Here is a 14,548-nt window from a genome sequence, read left to right on the forward strand (position 1 = left end):
GGGGCCACGCGGAGTGGTCAGTGGTTAACGCGGAGCCATACGGATCGCACCGTCCATGCGGATGGTCTCACCGTTGAGGTAGTCGTGCTCGGCGATCATCTGGACCAGCTGCGCGTACTCGGTGGGCTGAGCCAGGCGCGACGGGAACGGTACCGACGCCTCGAGGCCCTGACGGTATTCCTCGGTGACGCCTGCCAGCATCGGGGTGTCGACGATGCCGGGGGCGATGGTGTTGACGCGGATGCCGACCTGCGCGAGGTCGCGGGCAGCGGTGATGGTCATCGCGTGCACGCCGCCTTTGGAGGCGGTGTAGGCGATCTGGCCGATCTGGCCCTCGAAGGCGGCGACCGATGCGGTGTTGATGACGACGCCGCGCTGGCCCGCATCGTCGACGGTCGACTGCGACTGCATCCGGTTCGCGGCCAGCCGCATCACGTTGAACGTGCCGAGCAGGTTGATGGTGATGACCGTGCGGAACAGCTCGAGATCGTGCGGTCCCTTCTTGGACAGGATGCGGCCCGCCCAGCCAACGCCTGCGCAGTTGACGACGATGCGCAGCGGCACACCGGATGCGACGATCGTGTCCAGGGCGGCCTCGACCTCGGCCTCGCTGGTGACGTCGGCGGGCAGCAGAGTCACCCCGGCCGGGACGCTGTCTCCGGCGCGCTCGATGGACTGCGGCAGATCGAGCCCGAACACGGTGACGCCTGCGGCGGCCAGACGAGCGGCCGTTGCGGCACCGAGGCCCGACGCTCCACCGGTGACAAGTGCTGCTGTTCCTGAAATCTCCACGTCGTACGATCCCCTTCGCTCACGGTGGCGGGCCGCGGCACAGGCAGCGACCTCGTAGTCGCTTGCACCATAACCGGCGGGACACCTCACCCGCCTTCAGGCACCCTGGATGGGACCTACTTGATCCCGCTGCGCGCGAATCCGGCGATGAAGTACTTCTGGAAGAACAGGAAGAGCAGTGCCATCGGCACGACGTTGATCAGCGCGAACGCCATCGTGGCACCGTAGTCGCTGTTCGCCTGGCCCTGCAGGTACAGCAGACCGATGGGCAAGGTGAACAACTCGTTCTCCCGCAGCGCGATGAGTGGCCACGCGAAATCGTTCCACGATTGCAGCAGGCTCATGAAGGTGAGGACAGCGATCAGCGGTCCCGACAGGGGCAGCACGACGCGCCGGAAGATCTGCCAATGCCCGGCACCGTCGAGACGCGCCGCCTCGAGCAGCTCGCGCGGAATGCCGAGCATGAACTGGCGTGCGAGGAACAGCCCGAACGCCGACGCCGAACTCGGCAGGATCACCGCCCAGTACGTGCCGTACAGGCCGAGACCGACGACGATGCGGAACAGTGCCACCATGATCACCTGCACGGGCAGCACCAACGTGGCCAGCGCGATGAAGAACAATGGCGTCGAGAACCGAAACCTCAAGTGCGCAAACGCATATCCCGCGAGCAGGCTCGTGACCACGGTGATGATCGTGACCACGACGGCGATGGCGATCGAGTTGCCGAGCCACGTCGCGACCGGGAACGAGTCGAACACGCGAGTGACGTTCTCCCACGTCACCTGGCGCGGCCACAGGCGCAGTTCGCCGCCGCCCAGCAACTCACCGCGAGTCGAGAACGCCACGGCGAGCATCCAATACAGCGGAGCGACGGTGATCAGGCCGATGACGGCGATGACCACCGTGCGCAGTACCAGTGCCCGGCGAGCGGACGCGTTCCTCGGCCCACTCATTCGACCAGATCCTTCGTTCGGCTCGCGCGCCACTGTGCGGCGGCGAAGACGAGGGCGAACAGGAACAGCACCATGCCGATCGACGCGGCGTAACCCTGATCGCGGGTGACGAACCCCGTCTCGTAGGCGTAGGTGACCAACACCGATGTCGCCCCGCCCGGTCCGCCGCCGGTGAGAACGAAGACCAGATCGAACACCTGGAACGAGTAGATGACGTTGAGCACCAGCAGAAAGAACGACGTCGGACCGAGCAGCGGCACCGTCACGTTCCGGAAGCGTTGGAACGCGTTGGCACCGTCCAACCGGGCCGCCTCGTACAGATCGGGACCGAGACCTTGCAGGCCGGCCAGGTAGATCAGCATGTTCAGCCCGGTGCGCCACCACACGGTGGCGATGACGATCGATGCGAACGCCGGCCCTGGAGACGATTGCCAGTCGATGGCGGGCAGACCGAGGAACCCGATCAGATTGTTGAGCACACCGGAGTTCTGGTCGAACACCAGAATGCCGATCAGGCCGGTCGCCACTCCGGAGACGGCCATCGGCAGGATCACCAGCGAGCGCCACAGCGGCCGGGCGGGCAGCGCGGAACTGAGCAGTACGGCCGCGATCAGACCGAACAGCATCGACAGCGGAGTCACCAACGCGGTGAACAGCAGAGTATTGATCAGTGCCCGCCAGAACAGCGGATCCTCCACCAGGCGTGTGTAATTCGCTGCGCCGACGAACTCGCCTGCACCGAATCCGTCCGTCTGCTGCAGGCTGACGACGAACGCGGCGACGAGGGGAACGAGCACGAACACCGCCAACAGTGCGTAGCTGGGGGCGAGAAACCCGGCGGCTGCGAACGCCTCCTTCCTGGCCCCGGTGCGCTTGGTCTGGGCTTCGGGCCCTGGCCCGGTTTTCTGCCCGGCACCGGTGATCGGTTCGGCCGTCATGCGCCGGTGACCTCGGCTATTCCGCTCTGCAACGCGGAGACGGTGGCAGCGGCATCCTGCGAACCCGCGAAGGCGAGATCGAGCTGCTCCTTCAGAACCGGGATGATCGCCGACATCGACGGGGATGCCACCTGAGCTGCATCCTGCGGCTGCACGGTGGTCGCCTGTGCCGCGAAGATCGGAGCCAGCTCCGACCGGACGTCGAACTCGAGGTCGGAGTTGAGCAGGTCGTTGCGCGTCGGCAGCAGTGAGGCGGCCCGGCAGAAGTTCCGCATCTGCTCCTGCTGGGTGACGAACTCCAGGAACGACGCCGCCAGCTCCGGCTGAGAGGTCTGCGACGTCGCCACGAGTGCATTGCCGCCGAAGTCGCCGCCGCCCCGGCGATCTCGCGGCGCATAGGTGGCCGTCCAATCGAAACTGGCCGTGGCATCGGCGTCGGGCAATTGGAACGCACCCGACCAGACCATGGCCACCGACTGCGAGAACCAGGCCTCGCTGGCGTAACTCGACGATGCGATGGTGTTGTTGGCCGGCACGTAGCCCTTGGAGAAGAAGGACGACGAGAATTCGACGGCCCGTCGAGCCTCGTCGGAGTCGATCAGTGGCGTCTTCTGGTCCTCGGCCAGGAAGGATCCGCCGGCCTGGAACAGCAGGCTGAGCCAGCGGGTGACACCGTTGCCCTGCCAGTTGTAGGCCCATGGGTACTGGTCCGCCGGCAGCGAGGAACGCAGTCGGTCACCGATCGACGCCAACTCGTCCCACGTCCAGGCGTCGTCCAGAGTGGTCGGAACCGAGTCGATACCGGCCTGCGACAACAGGTTTCGGTTCACCAGAATTGCCGAGGTATCGGTGTGGTGCGGCAGGCCGTAGGGAATTCCGCCGTTCTGCACCGCAGCCCACGCCGTCGGCGTGAACTGATCACGTGTGTCCGACGCCAACAGCGGCGACAGATCCAGCAGTTGGCCGCGGCCTGCATACGCGCCGAACGTGTAGTACGGCACGCGGAAGATGTCGGGCGGATTGCCCGCCTGGAGCTGGGCGTCGATGTTGGTGAACATCTGCTCGTACGGCACCGCGTTGAGGGTGATCGTCGACCCGGGATTGGCCGCCTCGAACGCGCTGATCGAGGCCCGGAAGCCGGCCAACTCGGCGTCGGTTCCCCACGTGGTGAACGTCAGCGTGCCCTCGGCCTGTTGCGACGGGCTGGACTTGACGAAACCGCACCCCGCCAGCAGCAACGGCACTGCGGCGGCACCGGATCCGATCAGGAAGGATCGACGATCGAGAGGCATTGCTGGGCTCCGTTCATCGGCTGCCGGTGCGGCAGACCAACTGGTCCGCCGCAGGGTAACCACGACGGTCTGCGCCCAAACCCGGCCGTCAGCTTCGGTTGCGCCCGGTGTGGTCGTACTCGACTCGGTGTGCACCGTCGCCCAGGTCGTCGAGCAGAATCGTCGCCGCCACGGGGCGGCCAGGAGGTAGGAGCCGGACCGTCACCGCGCCTGCTTCGGCGGCATCGAGTGCGCTCGACGCGGCGGCCACGATGCGTTCTCGGGCGTCGTCGTCGAGAGCGTTCGGAGATCGGTCGTCGAGCAGCATCACCTCCACCCCGCGGGCCCGCGCAGACCTGGCCGCGCGAGCGAGGTCGGGCCGAACCAGACCGCGGGCGCGCAGGGTGTCGCGAAGTTCGGCTTCGAGCAGCCGACACGCGAGGATCTCCTCGTCGGTGGGATCGGGACCGTCGGCGATGCGCTGCAGCAGCGGACGGGCCAACGCGTCGAGACTGGCCAGCCGAGCGTCGCGTTCCTCGAGAACTGCCGCCGCGGCAGCCTGGGACGCGATGCGCACCGTCGACTGCCTGCGCAGCTCGAAAATTGCCGCGGCCAGCGGACGGATGGTGAACGCGAAGAACGTCGACATCAACAGCGGCGCGATGTTGATGGCGCTGAACGAGAGTCCGTACAGAAATCCCTGACCCGTCACGACCGCCCAACCGATGGCCACGGACATGGTCAGTGTCAACCCGACCCACGCGGCCAGCGTCCGACCGCGCACGCACATGAAGGTGTAGATCACCAGTGGCATGCCCAGCGGCCACGTCTGCAGGCTCCCGTTCAGCGGTACCGGCACCACTGTGAAGACCAGGGCGGCTGCCACCGGGCCCGATAGGGTCATCAGTACGGTCGACCGCAGGCTCGGCGGGTCACCCGGCGCGCGGAGCAACAGGATGACCGCGGCCGAGAGCGCCAGCACCGCGGCGTATTCGGGCCACACCGCGGACACCCCGGTCAGGGTCGTCGATGCACACACCAGGCACGCGAGGATGAAGAATCCGGCAACCGCATATGCAGCTGCCGACTTCATCGACAGCAGATCGCGAACGTCCTCGCCGTTCATCGCTTCCAGCCCAATCGCACGATGGTGCCTGCGGCGGAGGACACGATGTCGGCAGATCCGCCGTCGAGCTGACGCATCCGGCCCTCGATGCTGACGGCGACGCCGAGTCGGTGGGGCGGCACCGAGCGTCGATCGAAGCCGATGCCGTCGTCCATCACGGTGATCTCCACCGTCGACGGAGCCAGCCGGGCTGTGACCGACCGTTTCGATGCCTGTGCGTGAATCAGACTGTTGCGCAACGCTTCGGCCAGTGCGGCAGCGATGGCTCGTACTGTCTCGGCCGGGTACTGCTCCGTCCGCTCCAACAAGTCGTCTTTCACGGTGAATTCGATCGACTCGTCGACCGTCGTTGCGGCAGAACGGAGCTGAGCCAAAACCTCGTCGGCCGAGAACGTTTCGAGGACGGTGCCTGTGGTCAGGTCATCCAGATGCATCAGAGCCGAGCGGGCCTGACGCGCCAGGCTTGGCGTGCGGCCGTGGCGAGTCACGGCGAGCAGTGAGGACATGACCTCGTCGTGGATCAGCGCGTCCAACCGTTCGCGCTCGACCTCGCGCGCGGTGGCCGCAGCCGCCCGGGCTGCGTCGTCGTGTGTCGTCGAGATCGTCGCGTCGAGAATGCGTCCGGTACGTACCGCGGCCAGTGTTGCGGCGACGAACACCGTGCAGAACATCATTGCGAAGCAGATCTCCGCGACGATGTTGCTGCGGGGGAACGGTTCTCGCACAGCTTGATTGGAGAGCTGTACGAGAACGACGCTGACGGTCATGTGAACGAACGCCGGGACGGGGTGCCACACCGTCGCAGCAGCAAGTGCCGCCACGCCGGGAAATGCCGCGAGAAACGTTCCCCCCTGATCGAACGTCACGCCGTCCCAGGCAGTCCACCACAGCGCGGCCATGACCGGGAACGCCAGCGCGGCGATGGATCCGGCCGTACGAATCACTCCGATGCTGGGGTGAAATGTGGAGGCCGCGAAGGCGAAACCGGTGCCGAACACGACGGCCACTGTCGTCGGAGTCCACCACCCGGGAACGACGTTTCCGGTGCGTGCGATATCGGGAATCAACAGCAGCAGGTACGCCCCGTAACCGACACCGACGAATCGGCCGGTGATTCGGATCAGCCGATCGGTCGAGTGGTGCGCCGCATCGGTCGTGCTCACCTGCTGGTCGTCGTCCATGCACCCCTCCCGGGAGAGGAGTGTAAACCAAGGTCAGGCGCGTTCGATGGTGGTCTGCTTCTCCGATTCGCGTGCGGCCCGGGTGCGGGAGCGTCGAACGAACACGGCGACGACGACGGCGGACATCACGACAACCGCTGCGGCAGCGATGTACGGGGCTGCGGTGCCCGGCATCAGGCCCTCGAAGAACAGGACGGCACCGAAGACGAAGAACAGGATGGCCGCGCCGTACTGAATGATGCGTTCCGGCAAGTGCTTTCCGAGCACTGCGCCGACCACGATGGCGAGTGCATCTGCCGCGACCATGCCGACCGTCGAGCCGATCCAGACGCCGACCCAGTCGTTGTCGGCGGCGAGAGTGACGGTGGCCAGCATCGTCTTGTCGCCCAGCTCGGCGAGGAAGAACGCCGAGGCGATCGCGAGGAACGCGGATTTGGTGACCCGGGAGGCTTTCGCGCCCTCGTCGTCGGACAGGGAATCGCCGCGCAGCGTCCAGAGTCCGAAGATGACGAACGCGACGCCGCCGACGATGGAGATCAGCTCGGTGGGAATCGACACCCCGAGGAAGTGGCCGACCGCGACCGAGACCAGGTGCACGACGGTGGTGGCGACGGTGATGCCGCCGATGACGACGTACCACTTGTAGCGCAGGGCGAATGTCATGGCCATGAGCTGGGATTTGTCACCCAGCTCGGCGACGAAAATGACAGCGAAACTCAACAGTAATGCGGACAGCACAGAAGACTCCTCGGTCGTCGAACGGACCGAAGGTCTCGCCCACCGGAAGAACCGGTTCAGGTGCCGGGTCGCAGTTTTACGACCAGTATGTCGACACGTTGATTGGGGGCTACTCCCCTTCGCTGTAGACGACTTTAAGTGCCGTTTCGCGAATTGTCCAATGCGCCAATAAGTTTGGGCACCCGAAAAATCGTGTGCGGGGAGCGGTCAGGACGCGAGGAGCATTGCCAAAACTGCGGTGTCGGGATCGCTGATCGGATCGAGGCCGACCCGGCTGACCATCGAGGTCACGGTGCCGTCGGATTCGGCCTCCACCCAGGCCGCCCGGTGATCGAGGCCGAGATGCGGAAGACCGGGGAGCAGAACGCAGCCGGACGCCGCGCCCGCACACTCCGGGAGTGTCGGTGTCGTCTCCGACGGTGGATGCAGCATCAGCAATGCGGCGGGTTGCTGCGCGGCGAACCGTCCGGGAGCCAACGCGAAATCTCCGATCACCGGACCCTCGGCGACGACCAAGCCGACCGTCCCCGGCGCGGGGTCGTCGGGCAATTCCTCCCGCACCCCGAACACCGTCGACGTCGCCAACAGGCCCGGCATCGAGGCCACCCGCACGGCGAGGGCCAGAAATTGTGCCCATTCCTTGGTGGTGTCCGGCCAGCGGCCGGAGATCACGAATCCGCGCAGCAGACCGGCGGCGTGAAAAGGCGAGACACCGATGAGATCTCGATCGTCCATTGCGCATTCCTCCCAGACAGGTACAGGGCTCGAAGCCGGGTACACGACGTTGGGTAGGAAGAGAATGACGTGAAAACGGCTGGCACACAAGATGGGGAGAGTGCCAGCCGAAACGTAGCCGCCCCCGGCGCTGCCGGGCATTCGCGACGCTCGACCACGGTATCGCCTCGATTCGGGCGACCCTTGCGGCAGCGAAGGCATGACTCGTTCGACGAGACAGGGCCACCGCAATGGATGCGGTGGCCCTGTCTCGCAGTTGTTCGACTGTCGGCGATCTCCTCGGTTACGGGAAGATCAGACCCGGGGTCTTCGACGTCGCGGCCTCGAAACGAGCCTGGACGTCGGCCCAGTTGACGACGTTCCAGAACGCCTTCACGTAATCGGCCTTGACGTTCTTGTACTGCAGGTAGAAGGCGTGCTCCCACATGTCGACCTGGAGCAGCGGGATGATGCCGAGCGGCACGTTGGCCTGCTGATCGTAGAGCTGGAAGGTGAGCAGCTTCTTGCCGAGCGAGTCGTAGCCCAGAACTGCCCAGCCGGAGCCCTGCAGGCCGTTGGCGGCAGCGGTGAACTGTGCGCGGAACTTGTCGAACGAACCGAACTGGTCGTCGATCGCGGCAGCGAGCTCACCCTCGGGCTTGTCGCCACCGTTGGGCGAGAGGTTCTTCCACCAGATGGAGTGGTTGACGTGGCCACCGAGGTGGAACGCGAGGTTCTTCTCCAGCAGGAAAATGGCTGCATGATCGTCGTTGTCACGCGCTGCGGCGAGCTTTTCGACCGCGGTGTTGGCGCCTGCGACATAGGTGGCGTGGTGCTTGGAATGGTGAAGCTCGTTGATCTCGCCCGAGATGTGCGGCTCGAGGGCGGAGTAATCGAAATCAAGGTCGGGCAAGGTGTACTCGGACACGTGGTTCCCTTCTCTAACGACGCCGTACCCATCATGTGATGCGGGCACGTTCGTCCTACTGCGGATCATTCGTAGGGTTCAACCCAATCTCATTCCTACCCCCAGTGCAACAGTTGTAACCGAGATGCTTTTCTCGGAATAATTTCGCGTGAACGAGACAGTCGAATTGTTCGGCTGTGAATCCGCTCCGAATATCACGAAACAGTTGCGCATCGGCTGCGGATTGGTCCAATACATGAACGGAACCTAAACTCCAGGGTGTGGATGGGGACCGACCGAGCCGGAACACGGTCGACGAGTCCGTCGCCGCACAGCCGGTGATCGCGCCCCGAGTGCAGATGGACGGTGCCGACCTCCTTCGCGTCATCGCCGTCCTCGCGGTGCTCTACTCGCACATCTCGTTCTATCTGCTCGACGACGTCGGCGGCGGCTGGTGGATGATCGACGTCGTCGACACCGTCCTGATCCAGGACGCCGGCCTCAACATGCACCTGTCGTTCGTCGGCGTCAGCATCTTCATGCTGCTCACCGGCCTGCTGATCACCCGATCCGCCATGCGGCAATCGCGTCGGGACTTCATGGTCGCGCGTCTCGCCCGCCTCGTCCCGGCCCTCTGGTTCGCCATCGCGATGGCCGTCATCCTCGTCAAGCTCGGACTCAACGGAATGTTCAGCGGCCAACCCGGCATCACCAACGGGGAGGCATTTCTCAGCTTCTTCCTCGGTGGTTTCTTCCTTCGACCCGAGGTCGCCGTCCTCGGTGTCACCTGGACCCTCGTCGTGCAGATCGTGTTCTACCTCTACTGCATCTCCATGCGCGGAACGCTGCGCACCAGGCCCATCGTGGTGCCACTGGTCGGCGCAGCATTGTGCGCGCTGGTGATCGTCTACAACCTCTACCTCCCGCAGCCCTACACGATCCCGTTCCTGACCAAGGTCGCGGGCGTACTCCCGACCCTGTTCCTCGGCCAGATCATCTACCTCGGATGGGCACGACTGATCACCTGGCGATGGGTCGTCCTCGGCGTCGTCGCCCAGATCGAAGTGATCCGACTGGCCATCGAAGTCCACACCTTCTGGATGGGCGGCACCCACCTCTGGACCCTGCTGGTCGTCACCGGCACCGTCCTCGTCCTCGCCCGATACGACGGACCCATCACCCGCTGGCCCGTCGTCAAGTGGATCGGCACCCGCAGCTACGCGATCTACCTGATCCACACCCTCGTGCTCTACCGCATCTACGCAACCGTCGAACCGCACCTGGGCGCCACCGCCGCCGTCCTGGCATTCCTGGCCGGCACCGCCGCACTCGCCGAAATCATCTACCGCTGGATCGAATTGCCCGCCGCACGACACATCAGCGCGCACTACTCACGCCTACGCACCCGATCCGCCGCCTGACCGAGCCCCCCGGGTACTCAATGTGACATTCAGTGGACTTTTGGGCAGTCGATGTCACGTTGAGTGGACTCGGGCGGGTCGGTTTCTGGTCGATCAGAGCTGCGGTAGAACCTCGGATGCGACGAGTTCGAGGTGATCGAGATCGGTGAGGTCCATGGTCTGCAGGTACACGCGGGTCGCGCCGATGGCTCCGAAGCTGCCGATCTTGTCGACGAGTTCGGCTGGGCTTCCTGCGGCACCGTTCTCGCGTAGTTCGGACACCTCGCGGCCGATGGCGGCGGCGCGACGTGCGATTTCTTCTTCGGTGCGGCCGCAGCAGAGGACGAGGGCGTTGGAGTAGACGAGGGAGTCGGGGTCGCGGTCGGCGGCTGTGCAGGCTGCGCGGACGCGACCGAACTGGGTCTCGGTGTCGGCCAGCGAGGCGAAGGGGATGTTGAACTCGTCGGCGTATTTCGCGGCGAGTGCCGGGGTGCGCTTCTTGCCTCCGCCGCCGATGACGATGGGCGGGTGCGGTGTCTGCACCGGCTTGGGCAGCGCGGGGGAATCGGTGACGGGATAGTGCGTGCCGGCGTGCGAAAAGGTCTCGCCGACGGGTGTGTTCCAGAGTCCGGTGACGACGGCAAGTTGCTCTTCGAGTCGGTCGAAGCGTTCGCCGAGCGGCGGGAACGGAATGCCGTAGGCCTTGTGTTCGTCCTCGAACCAGCCCGCACCGAGCCCGAGGTCGACGCGACCACCGCTCATCGCGTCGACCTGGGCGACGCTGATGGCCAGCGGCCCCGGGTAGCGGAAGGTCGCGGAGGTGACGAGGGTGCCGAGCCGAATCGTCGAGGTCTCGCGGGCGAGCCCGGCCAGGGTGATCCAGGCATCGGTGGGGCCGGGGCCGCCGTCGCCGCTCATCGCGAGGTAGTGGTCGGACCGGAAGAATGCGCCGTAGCCGAACTCCTCGGCAGCTTTCGCGACGCGGAGCAGTTCGTCGTACGTGGCGCCTTGTTGCGGTTCGGTGAAGACGCGCAGCTCTGTGGAAGTCATGTTCGCCAGCCTAAACAGCGGATTATCGGAAGCGCAGACGACGGCTGTGTCAAATCACCATCGATCCACAGGCGGAGTTGGTATTCGGTACACCGCGAGACCGACTCGGAGCTTTGACCTGTGGATAGAAACCGGCACAGGCCCCGATTCTGTGGATCGATCTGTGGATACTGTGGATAACTCATGTGACTCGAGTGACGCAGGTCATAGCGAGACGGCGCTTCGGTCGAAAGGACACGGGTGGCAAGCCCGCGCGGACGCGTGACAAGATCGAGGTGTGTCGCATCCCGAGCAGTCTCCCGCCGTCACCGTCGATCGTCTTCCGGTGCCGTTCCCGACGGCGGCCATCCTGCTCGACGTGCGCGAGGACGACGAGTGGCAAGCCGGACACGCACCCGACGCCGTTCACATCCCGATGGGCGACATCCCATCGCGCGCCGGTGAGATCGACAACCAGTCCGAGGTGTACGTCGTCTGCAAAGCCGGTGGTCGCTCGGCGCGCGTCGTCGAATACCTCAACCGCGTGGGATACGACGCGATCAACGTCGACGGTGGGATGCTCGCCTGGCAGGCCGCTGGTCGACCGATCCAGCGCGACGACGACCACGAAGCGAGAATCATCTAGATGTCGGCACCGCAGGGACGCGCTCAGGCGTTCCAGGTCTGTGCCCGCTGCAGCACTCGTTGGGCTGTCGGCGCACGGCCGGGTACGTGGTGCCCCCGCTGCCACGGAGTACTGCTCTCGCCGGTGTCCACCAGGGCGCCCGCGCACGGTGCCCGAAACTTCCGATGGGTAGCCCGACCGGCGATCTCGTCGAGTAGAGCCGAGCGCCGCAGCCGATCCGTATCGCCGACCCCGACGCCGCACTACACCTCGACACCCACCTGGGGCTTGCGCGACGTACCCCGCGACCCCGAGGCCGATCGCAGCATCGGTCGCGTCGAGCGATACGCAGCCAACGCTCAGAACCTGGTCCTCGTCACCGCGATGTTGCTGGCGCTCGCCGCGTTCGCCGAAGTGTTCAGGTACGGGATCCTGCTGCACAACCGAGTGCGACTGATTTCGCCGATCACCCTGGCCGTGTCCGACGCCTTGGTGTACTTCGCTCAGGTCGGTGCACTCCTCATCGGTCTGGCGGCGCTGATCACCTCGTCCTGCTGGCTGATCGACCGGCGCAGACGTACCTTCGCTGCCGCCGGCTCCACCGATCCGCGCTCGGTGCGCACGATGTTGCTGATGTCGATGCTGCCGTTCGTCCGCATCGTGATGCCAGGGGTCTACCTCACCGAGGTGGTCCGCCTCAGAGGCGGTGCCGATGCCGACGTGCACCGCGAACTGACACTGGTTCGCATCTGGTGGGCGCTCTGGGCAGCGAGCAATGCGCTGGTGATCGTCCAACTGTTGTGGAACCTGCAGGATTCCCTTCAGGCCCGCGCCGACGGAGTTCTGTTGTCGGCGTTCGTGGCACTGGTGGCCGCGGTCTCGGCCGTATCGACCCTGGCCGTGATGCGCCGACTGGAAGGCCGCACGCTGCGCGGCTCCGCCGTGTCACGACCGACCCGCTGGGTGATCGCCACCGGCACCGAGCAGAAGCCGAAGCAGCCCGAACAGCAGCAGCCCGAACAGAAGCAGCCCGAAGACAAGGAACCCGAGTACGAATCCGAGGCGGTGACGGCGTCGTGAGTCCCGATCGTCGTGGGCCACTGGTCGTCGCGCATCGAGGTGCGTCCGCGGCCAAGAAGGAACACACTCTCGCCGCATACGACCTCGCGCTGCGCGAGGGGGCGGACGGCGTCGAATGCGACGTGCGGCTCACCAAGGACGGGCACATCGTGTGCGTGCACGATCGCCGGGTCGATCGAACCTCGAACGGCACCGGCATCGTCAGCGAGATGGATTTCGCCGAACTCGCCCGACTCAACTACGGCGACGCCGACGAACCCGCCGAACTTCTGACCTTGCACGACCTCATCTCGCTCGTCCTGGACTGGACCAGCAAGCCGGTCAAACTCTTCATCGAAACCAAGCACCCCGTGCGGTACGGCTCGCTGATCGAGAGCAAGGTTCTCGCCGAGCTGCACACGTTCGGGATCGGGGCACCCGCGTCGGCCGATCACTCGCGCGCGGTCATCATGTCGTTCGCGCCATCGGCCGTCTGGCGCGTACGGCGGTCGGCTCCGATGCTTCCGACGGTGCTCCTCGGCGACAGCTCGCACTACCTCGGTGGGGGAGCGGCGACGACCGTCGGGGCCACCGCAGTCGGTCCGTCGATAGGTGCACTACGTGAGCACCCGGCCATCATCGACCGCGCAGCAGCGTCCGGCCGGGCCAGTTACGTGTGGACCGTCGACGAGAAAGAGGACGTGGAGCTGTGCCGCGAGCTCGGTGTCGGCTGGATTGCCACCAACCATCCCGGTCGAACGCGAGCCTGGCTCGAATCGAAGAACGTGTAGGTTTTCGGGCGTGGGTAAGAGCAAAAGAAACAGTGGACCGAAGCAGGACAGCAACCGCGCAGCGAAGCTCGCGCAGCGGGAAGCGGAACGGGCGAGCATCGAATCGGCGTCGACGCGCCCGTTCGAAGGCCTCGCTGCCGAATGCGACCTCGTAGCGCTGCGTGAGTTCGTCCCGTCGGCGACGGCAACCGCGCCGATCACCGTGGACGGTCGCACCATCACGCTGGCAACGGTACTACCCGGAGCCGTCGCGGCACTGGTGCGCGAAGACGGGGGCACCGTCGAGGGATTCGTCGGCCTACAGGTGCAGACGCAGTCGAAAGACGTTGCAGCAGATATCAGTAGCGCATTGGGCTGGGTGTCCACCGCGTCCGCGGGCGAGTCGCTCGAAGCCGCGAAGATCACCGACGCCACCCCCGCATTGACCGAGGTGCTCGACGCGTCCGCGCTGCTCGAGATCACCGTCCATCAGGACTTCAACTGGTGGATCCCCGAAAGTGCCACTCCCGCAGCCGATGTGGCTGCCACCGTGGAGCGCGCGAACCAGGCGATCATGCCCTCGGCGCGGATCGAAGCCGACGGCGTCGTCGCGGCGTGGTGGGTGGATGCCGGCGACAAGGCGCACATCCGGTGGGTTCGTCCGGAGAGTGAGGACGACGTGATGCTCGCTCTCGCGCGGCTGCACGCTGCGGGTGATCTCAACCTGGGTGAGGGCTCGCGCTACGCCGGTTCGTTCCGCACACATGGACTGCTGGTGCCGGTGTTCGACCTCGACCCCGAGATGCACCCCACCGAATGGGCAGCGCCCACAAAGGAATTCGGCGAGAAGCTGGCCGAGGCTCTCGCTGTCGACGCTCCGCTCACGGCAGCGCAGCTGCGCTCACGTGACGGCTTGCGCGGTCGTCAGGTCACGTTGCGCTGACGGCTCCCGGCCGGATGTACGGCCGAGAAGAATTGCTCGAGAAAGGACATCGGGTGGCCGCCCGAACAAGAATCCTTGTTCGGGCGGCCACCCGTATGA

15 protein-coding genes are annotated in these 14,548 nt (G+C 65.5%); 5 read left to right on the forward strand and 10 right to left on the reverse strand.

The genetic code is table 11. The features are described 5' to 3' along the window. Nucleotides 1-24: 24 nt before the first annotated feature. From NY08_RS18330 to NY08_RS18370, 9 genes are all read right to left on the reverse strand, one after another. Nucleotides 25-792 carry an SDR family NAD(P)-dependent oxidoreductase gene (locus NY08_RS18330; protein WP_032397116.1) on the reverse strand — a complete coding sequence of 256 codons (768 nt, stop codon included), beginning with the start codon at nucleotides 790-792 and terminating at the stop codon, nucleotides 25-27. A 116-nt stretch (nucleotides 793-908) separates the two neighbouring features. After that, complete coding sequence (locus NY08_RS18335; RefSeq protein WP_032397117.1) at nucleotides 909-1,748, reverse strand: carbohydrate ABC transporter permease; 840 nt, start codon at nucleotides 1,746-1,748, stop codon at nucleotides 909-911. Beyond that, nucleotides 1,745-2,686: a carbohydrate ABC transporter permease gene (locus NY08_RS18340; RefSeq protein WP_082073868.1), complete on the reverse strand. Its 942-nt coding sequence runs from the start codon at nucleotides 2,684-2,686 to the stop codon at nucleotides 1,745-1,747. The genes NY08_RS18335 and NY08_RS18340 overlap by 4 nt, the downstream gene beginning before the upstream one ends. Further along, the gene (locus NY08_RS18345; RefSeq protein ID WP_045197949.1) at nucleotides 2,683-3,978 is read right to left on the reverse strand and encodes an ABC transporter substrate-binding protein; all 1,296 of its coding nucleotides are present in this window, start codon (nucleotides 3,976-3,978) and stop codon (nucleotides 2,683-2,685) included. Before NY08_RS18345 ends, NY08_RS18340 begins: the two co-directional genes overlap by 4 nt. 88 nt (nucleotides 3,979-4,066) lie before the next feature. Continuing rightward, entirely contained in the window at nucleotides 4,067-5,083 is a 1,017-nt protein-coding gene (locus tag NY08_RS18350) for a hypothetical protein (RefSeq protein WP_045197951.1), read from the reverse strand. Further along, nucleotides 5,080-6,264, reverse strand: a complete 1,185-nt coding sequence (locus NY08_RS18355; RefSeq protein ID WP_045197952.1) for an ATP-binding protein — start codon at nucleotides 6,262-6,264, stop codon at nucleotides 5,080-5,082. The genes NY08_RS18350 and NY08_RS18355 overlap by 4 nt, the downstream gene beginning before the upstream one ends. Nucleotides 6,265-6,297: 33 nt before the next feature. Continuing rightward, the gene (locus tag NY08_RS18360) at nucleotides 6,298-7,002 is read right to left on the reverse strand and encodes a TMEM165/GDT1 family protein (RefSeq protein ID WP_032397121.1); all 705 of its coding nucleotides are present in this window, start codon (nucleotides 7,000-7,002) and stop codon (nucleotides 6,298-6,300) included. 207 nt (nucleotides 7,003-7,209) lie between these two features. After that, nucleotides 7,210-7,737, reverse strand: coding sequence for a hypothetical protein (locus NY08_RS18365; protein ID WP_032397122.1), 528 nt, complete (start codon nucleotides 7,735-7,737; stop codon nucleotides 7,210-7,212). 283 nt (nucleotides 7,738-8,020) lie between these two features. Then, a complete protein-coding gene (locus NY08_RS18370) occupies nucleotides 8,021-8,644 on the reverse strand; it encodes a superoxide dismutase (protein ID WP_045197953.1) in 624 nt (207 codons plus the stop codon). Nucleotides 8,645-8,904: 260 nt separating this feature from the next. Between NY08_RS18370 and NY08_RS18375 the strand changes: the two genes are divergently transcribed. Continuing rightward, a complete protein-coding gene (locus NY08_RS18375; RefSeq protein WP_052683868.1) occupies nucleotides 8,905-10,044 on the forward strand; it encodes an acyltransferase family protein in 1,140 nt (379 codons plus the stop codon). Between the two features lie 93 nt (nucleotides 10,045-10,137). Here the strand turns inward: NY08_RS18375 and NY08_RS18380 are convergent, their stop codons facing one another. Beyond that, the gene (locus tag NY08_RS18380; protein ID WP_032396472.1) at nucleotides 10,138-11,073 is read right to left on the reverse strand and encodes an LLM class F420-dependent oxidoreductase; all 936 of its coding nucleotides are present in this window, start codon (nucleotides 11,071-11,073) and stop codon (nucleotides 10,138-10,140) included. Nucleotides 11,074-11,350: 277 nt separating this feature from the next. Between NY08_RS18380 and NY08_RS18385 the strand changes: the two genes are divergently transcribed. Genes NY08_RS18385 through NY08_RS18400 form a run of 4 tightly spaced genes read left to right on the forward strand, consistent with a single transcriptional unit; the run spans nucleotide 11,351 to nucleotide 14,449 of the window. After that, nucleotides 11,351-11,698 carry a rhodanese-like domain-containing protein gene (locus NY08_RS18385; RefSeq protein ID WP_032396471.1) on the forward strand — a complete coding sequence of 116 codons (348 nt, stop codon included), beginning with the start codon at nucleotides 11,351-11,353 and terminating at the stop codon, nucleotides 11,696-11,698. Continuing rightward, nucleotides 11,699-12,757 carry a DUF4328 domain-containing protein gene (locus tag NY08_RS18390; protein ID WP_082073869.1) on the forward strand — a complete coding sequence of 353 codons (1,059 nt, stop codon included), beginning with the start codon at nucleotides 11,699-11,701 and terminating at the stop codon, nucleotides 12,755-12,757. Next, nucleotides 12,754-13,527 carry a glycerophosphodiester phosphodiesterase gene (locus NY08_RS18395; protein WP_032396470.1) on the forward strand — a complete coding sequence of 258 codons (774 nt, stop codon included), beginning with the start codon at nucleotides 12,754-12,756 and terminating at the stop codon, nucleotides 13,525-13,527. The genes NY08_RS18390 and NY08_RS18395 overlap by 4 nt, the downstream gene beginning before the upstream one ends. A 10-nt stretch (nucleotides 13,528-13,537) precedes the next feature. Then, on the forward strand, nucleotides 13,538-14,449 hold the full coding sequence (locus NY08_RS18400) for a DUF5926 family protein (protein ID WP_045197954.1): 912 nt from the start codon (nucleotides 13,538-13,540) through the stop codon (nucleotides 14,447-14,449). The last annotated feature ends 99 nt before the right edge of the window (nucleotides 14,450-14,548 follow it).

The sequence above is a fragment of the Rhodococcus sp. B7740 genome, assembly GCF_000954115.1.
Lineage (GTDB): Bacteria > Actinomycetota > Actinomycetes > Mycobacteriales > Mycobacteriaceae > Rhodococcoides.

Coding starts and splice junctions, on each gene's coding strand:
- NY08_RS18335 (WP_032397117.1), bottom strand. CDS start 1,748: ATGAGTGGGCCGAGGAACGCGTCCGCTCGCCGGGCACTGGTACTGCGC.
- NY08_RS18365 (WP_032397122.1), bottom strand. CDS start 7,737: ATGGACGATCGAGATCTCATCGGTGTCTCGCCTTTTCACGCCGCCGGT.
- NY08_RS18355 (WP_045197952.1), bottom strand. CDS start 6,264: ATGGACGACGACCAGCAGGTGAGCACGACCGATGCGGCGCACCACTCG.
- NY08_RS18350 (WP_045197951.1), bottom strand. CDS start 5,083: ATGAACGGCGAGGACGTTCGCGATCTGCTGTCGATGAAGTCGGCAGCT.
- NY08_RS18390 (WP_082073869.1), top strand. CDS start 11,699: ATGTCGGCACCGCAGGGACGCGCTCAGGCGTTCCAGGTCTGTGCCCGC.
- NY08_RS18340 (WP_082073868.1), bottom strand. CDS start 2,686: ATGACGGCCGAACCGATCACCGGTGCCGGGCAGAAAACCGGGCCAGGG.
- NY08_RS18345 (WP_045197949.1), bottom strand. CDS start 3,978: ATGCCTCTCGATCGTCGATCCTTCCTGATCGGATCCGGTGCCGCCGCA.
- NY08_RS18380 (WP_032396472.1), bottom strand. CDS start 11,073: ATGACTTCCACAGAGCTGCGCGTCTTCACCGAACCGCAACAAGGCGCC.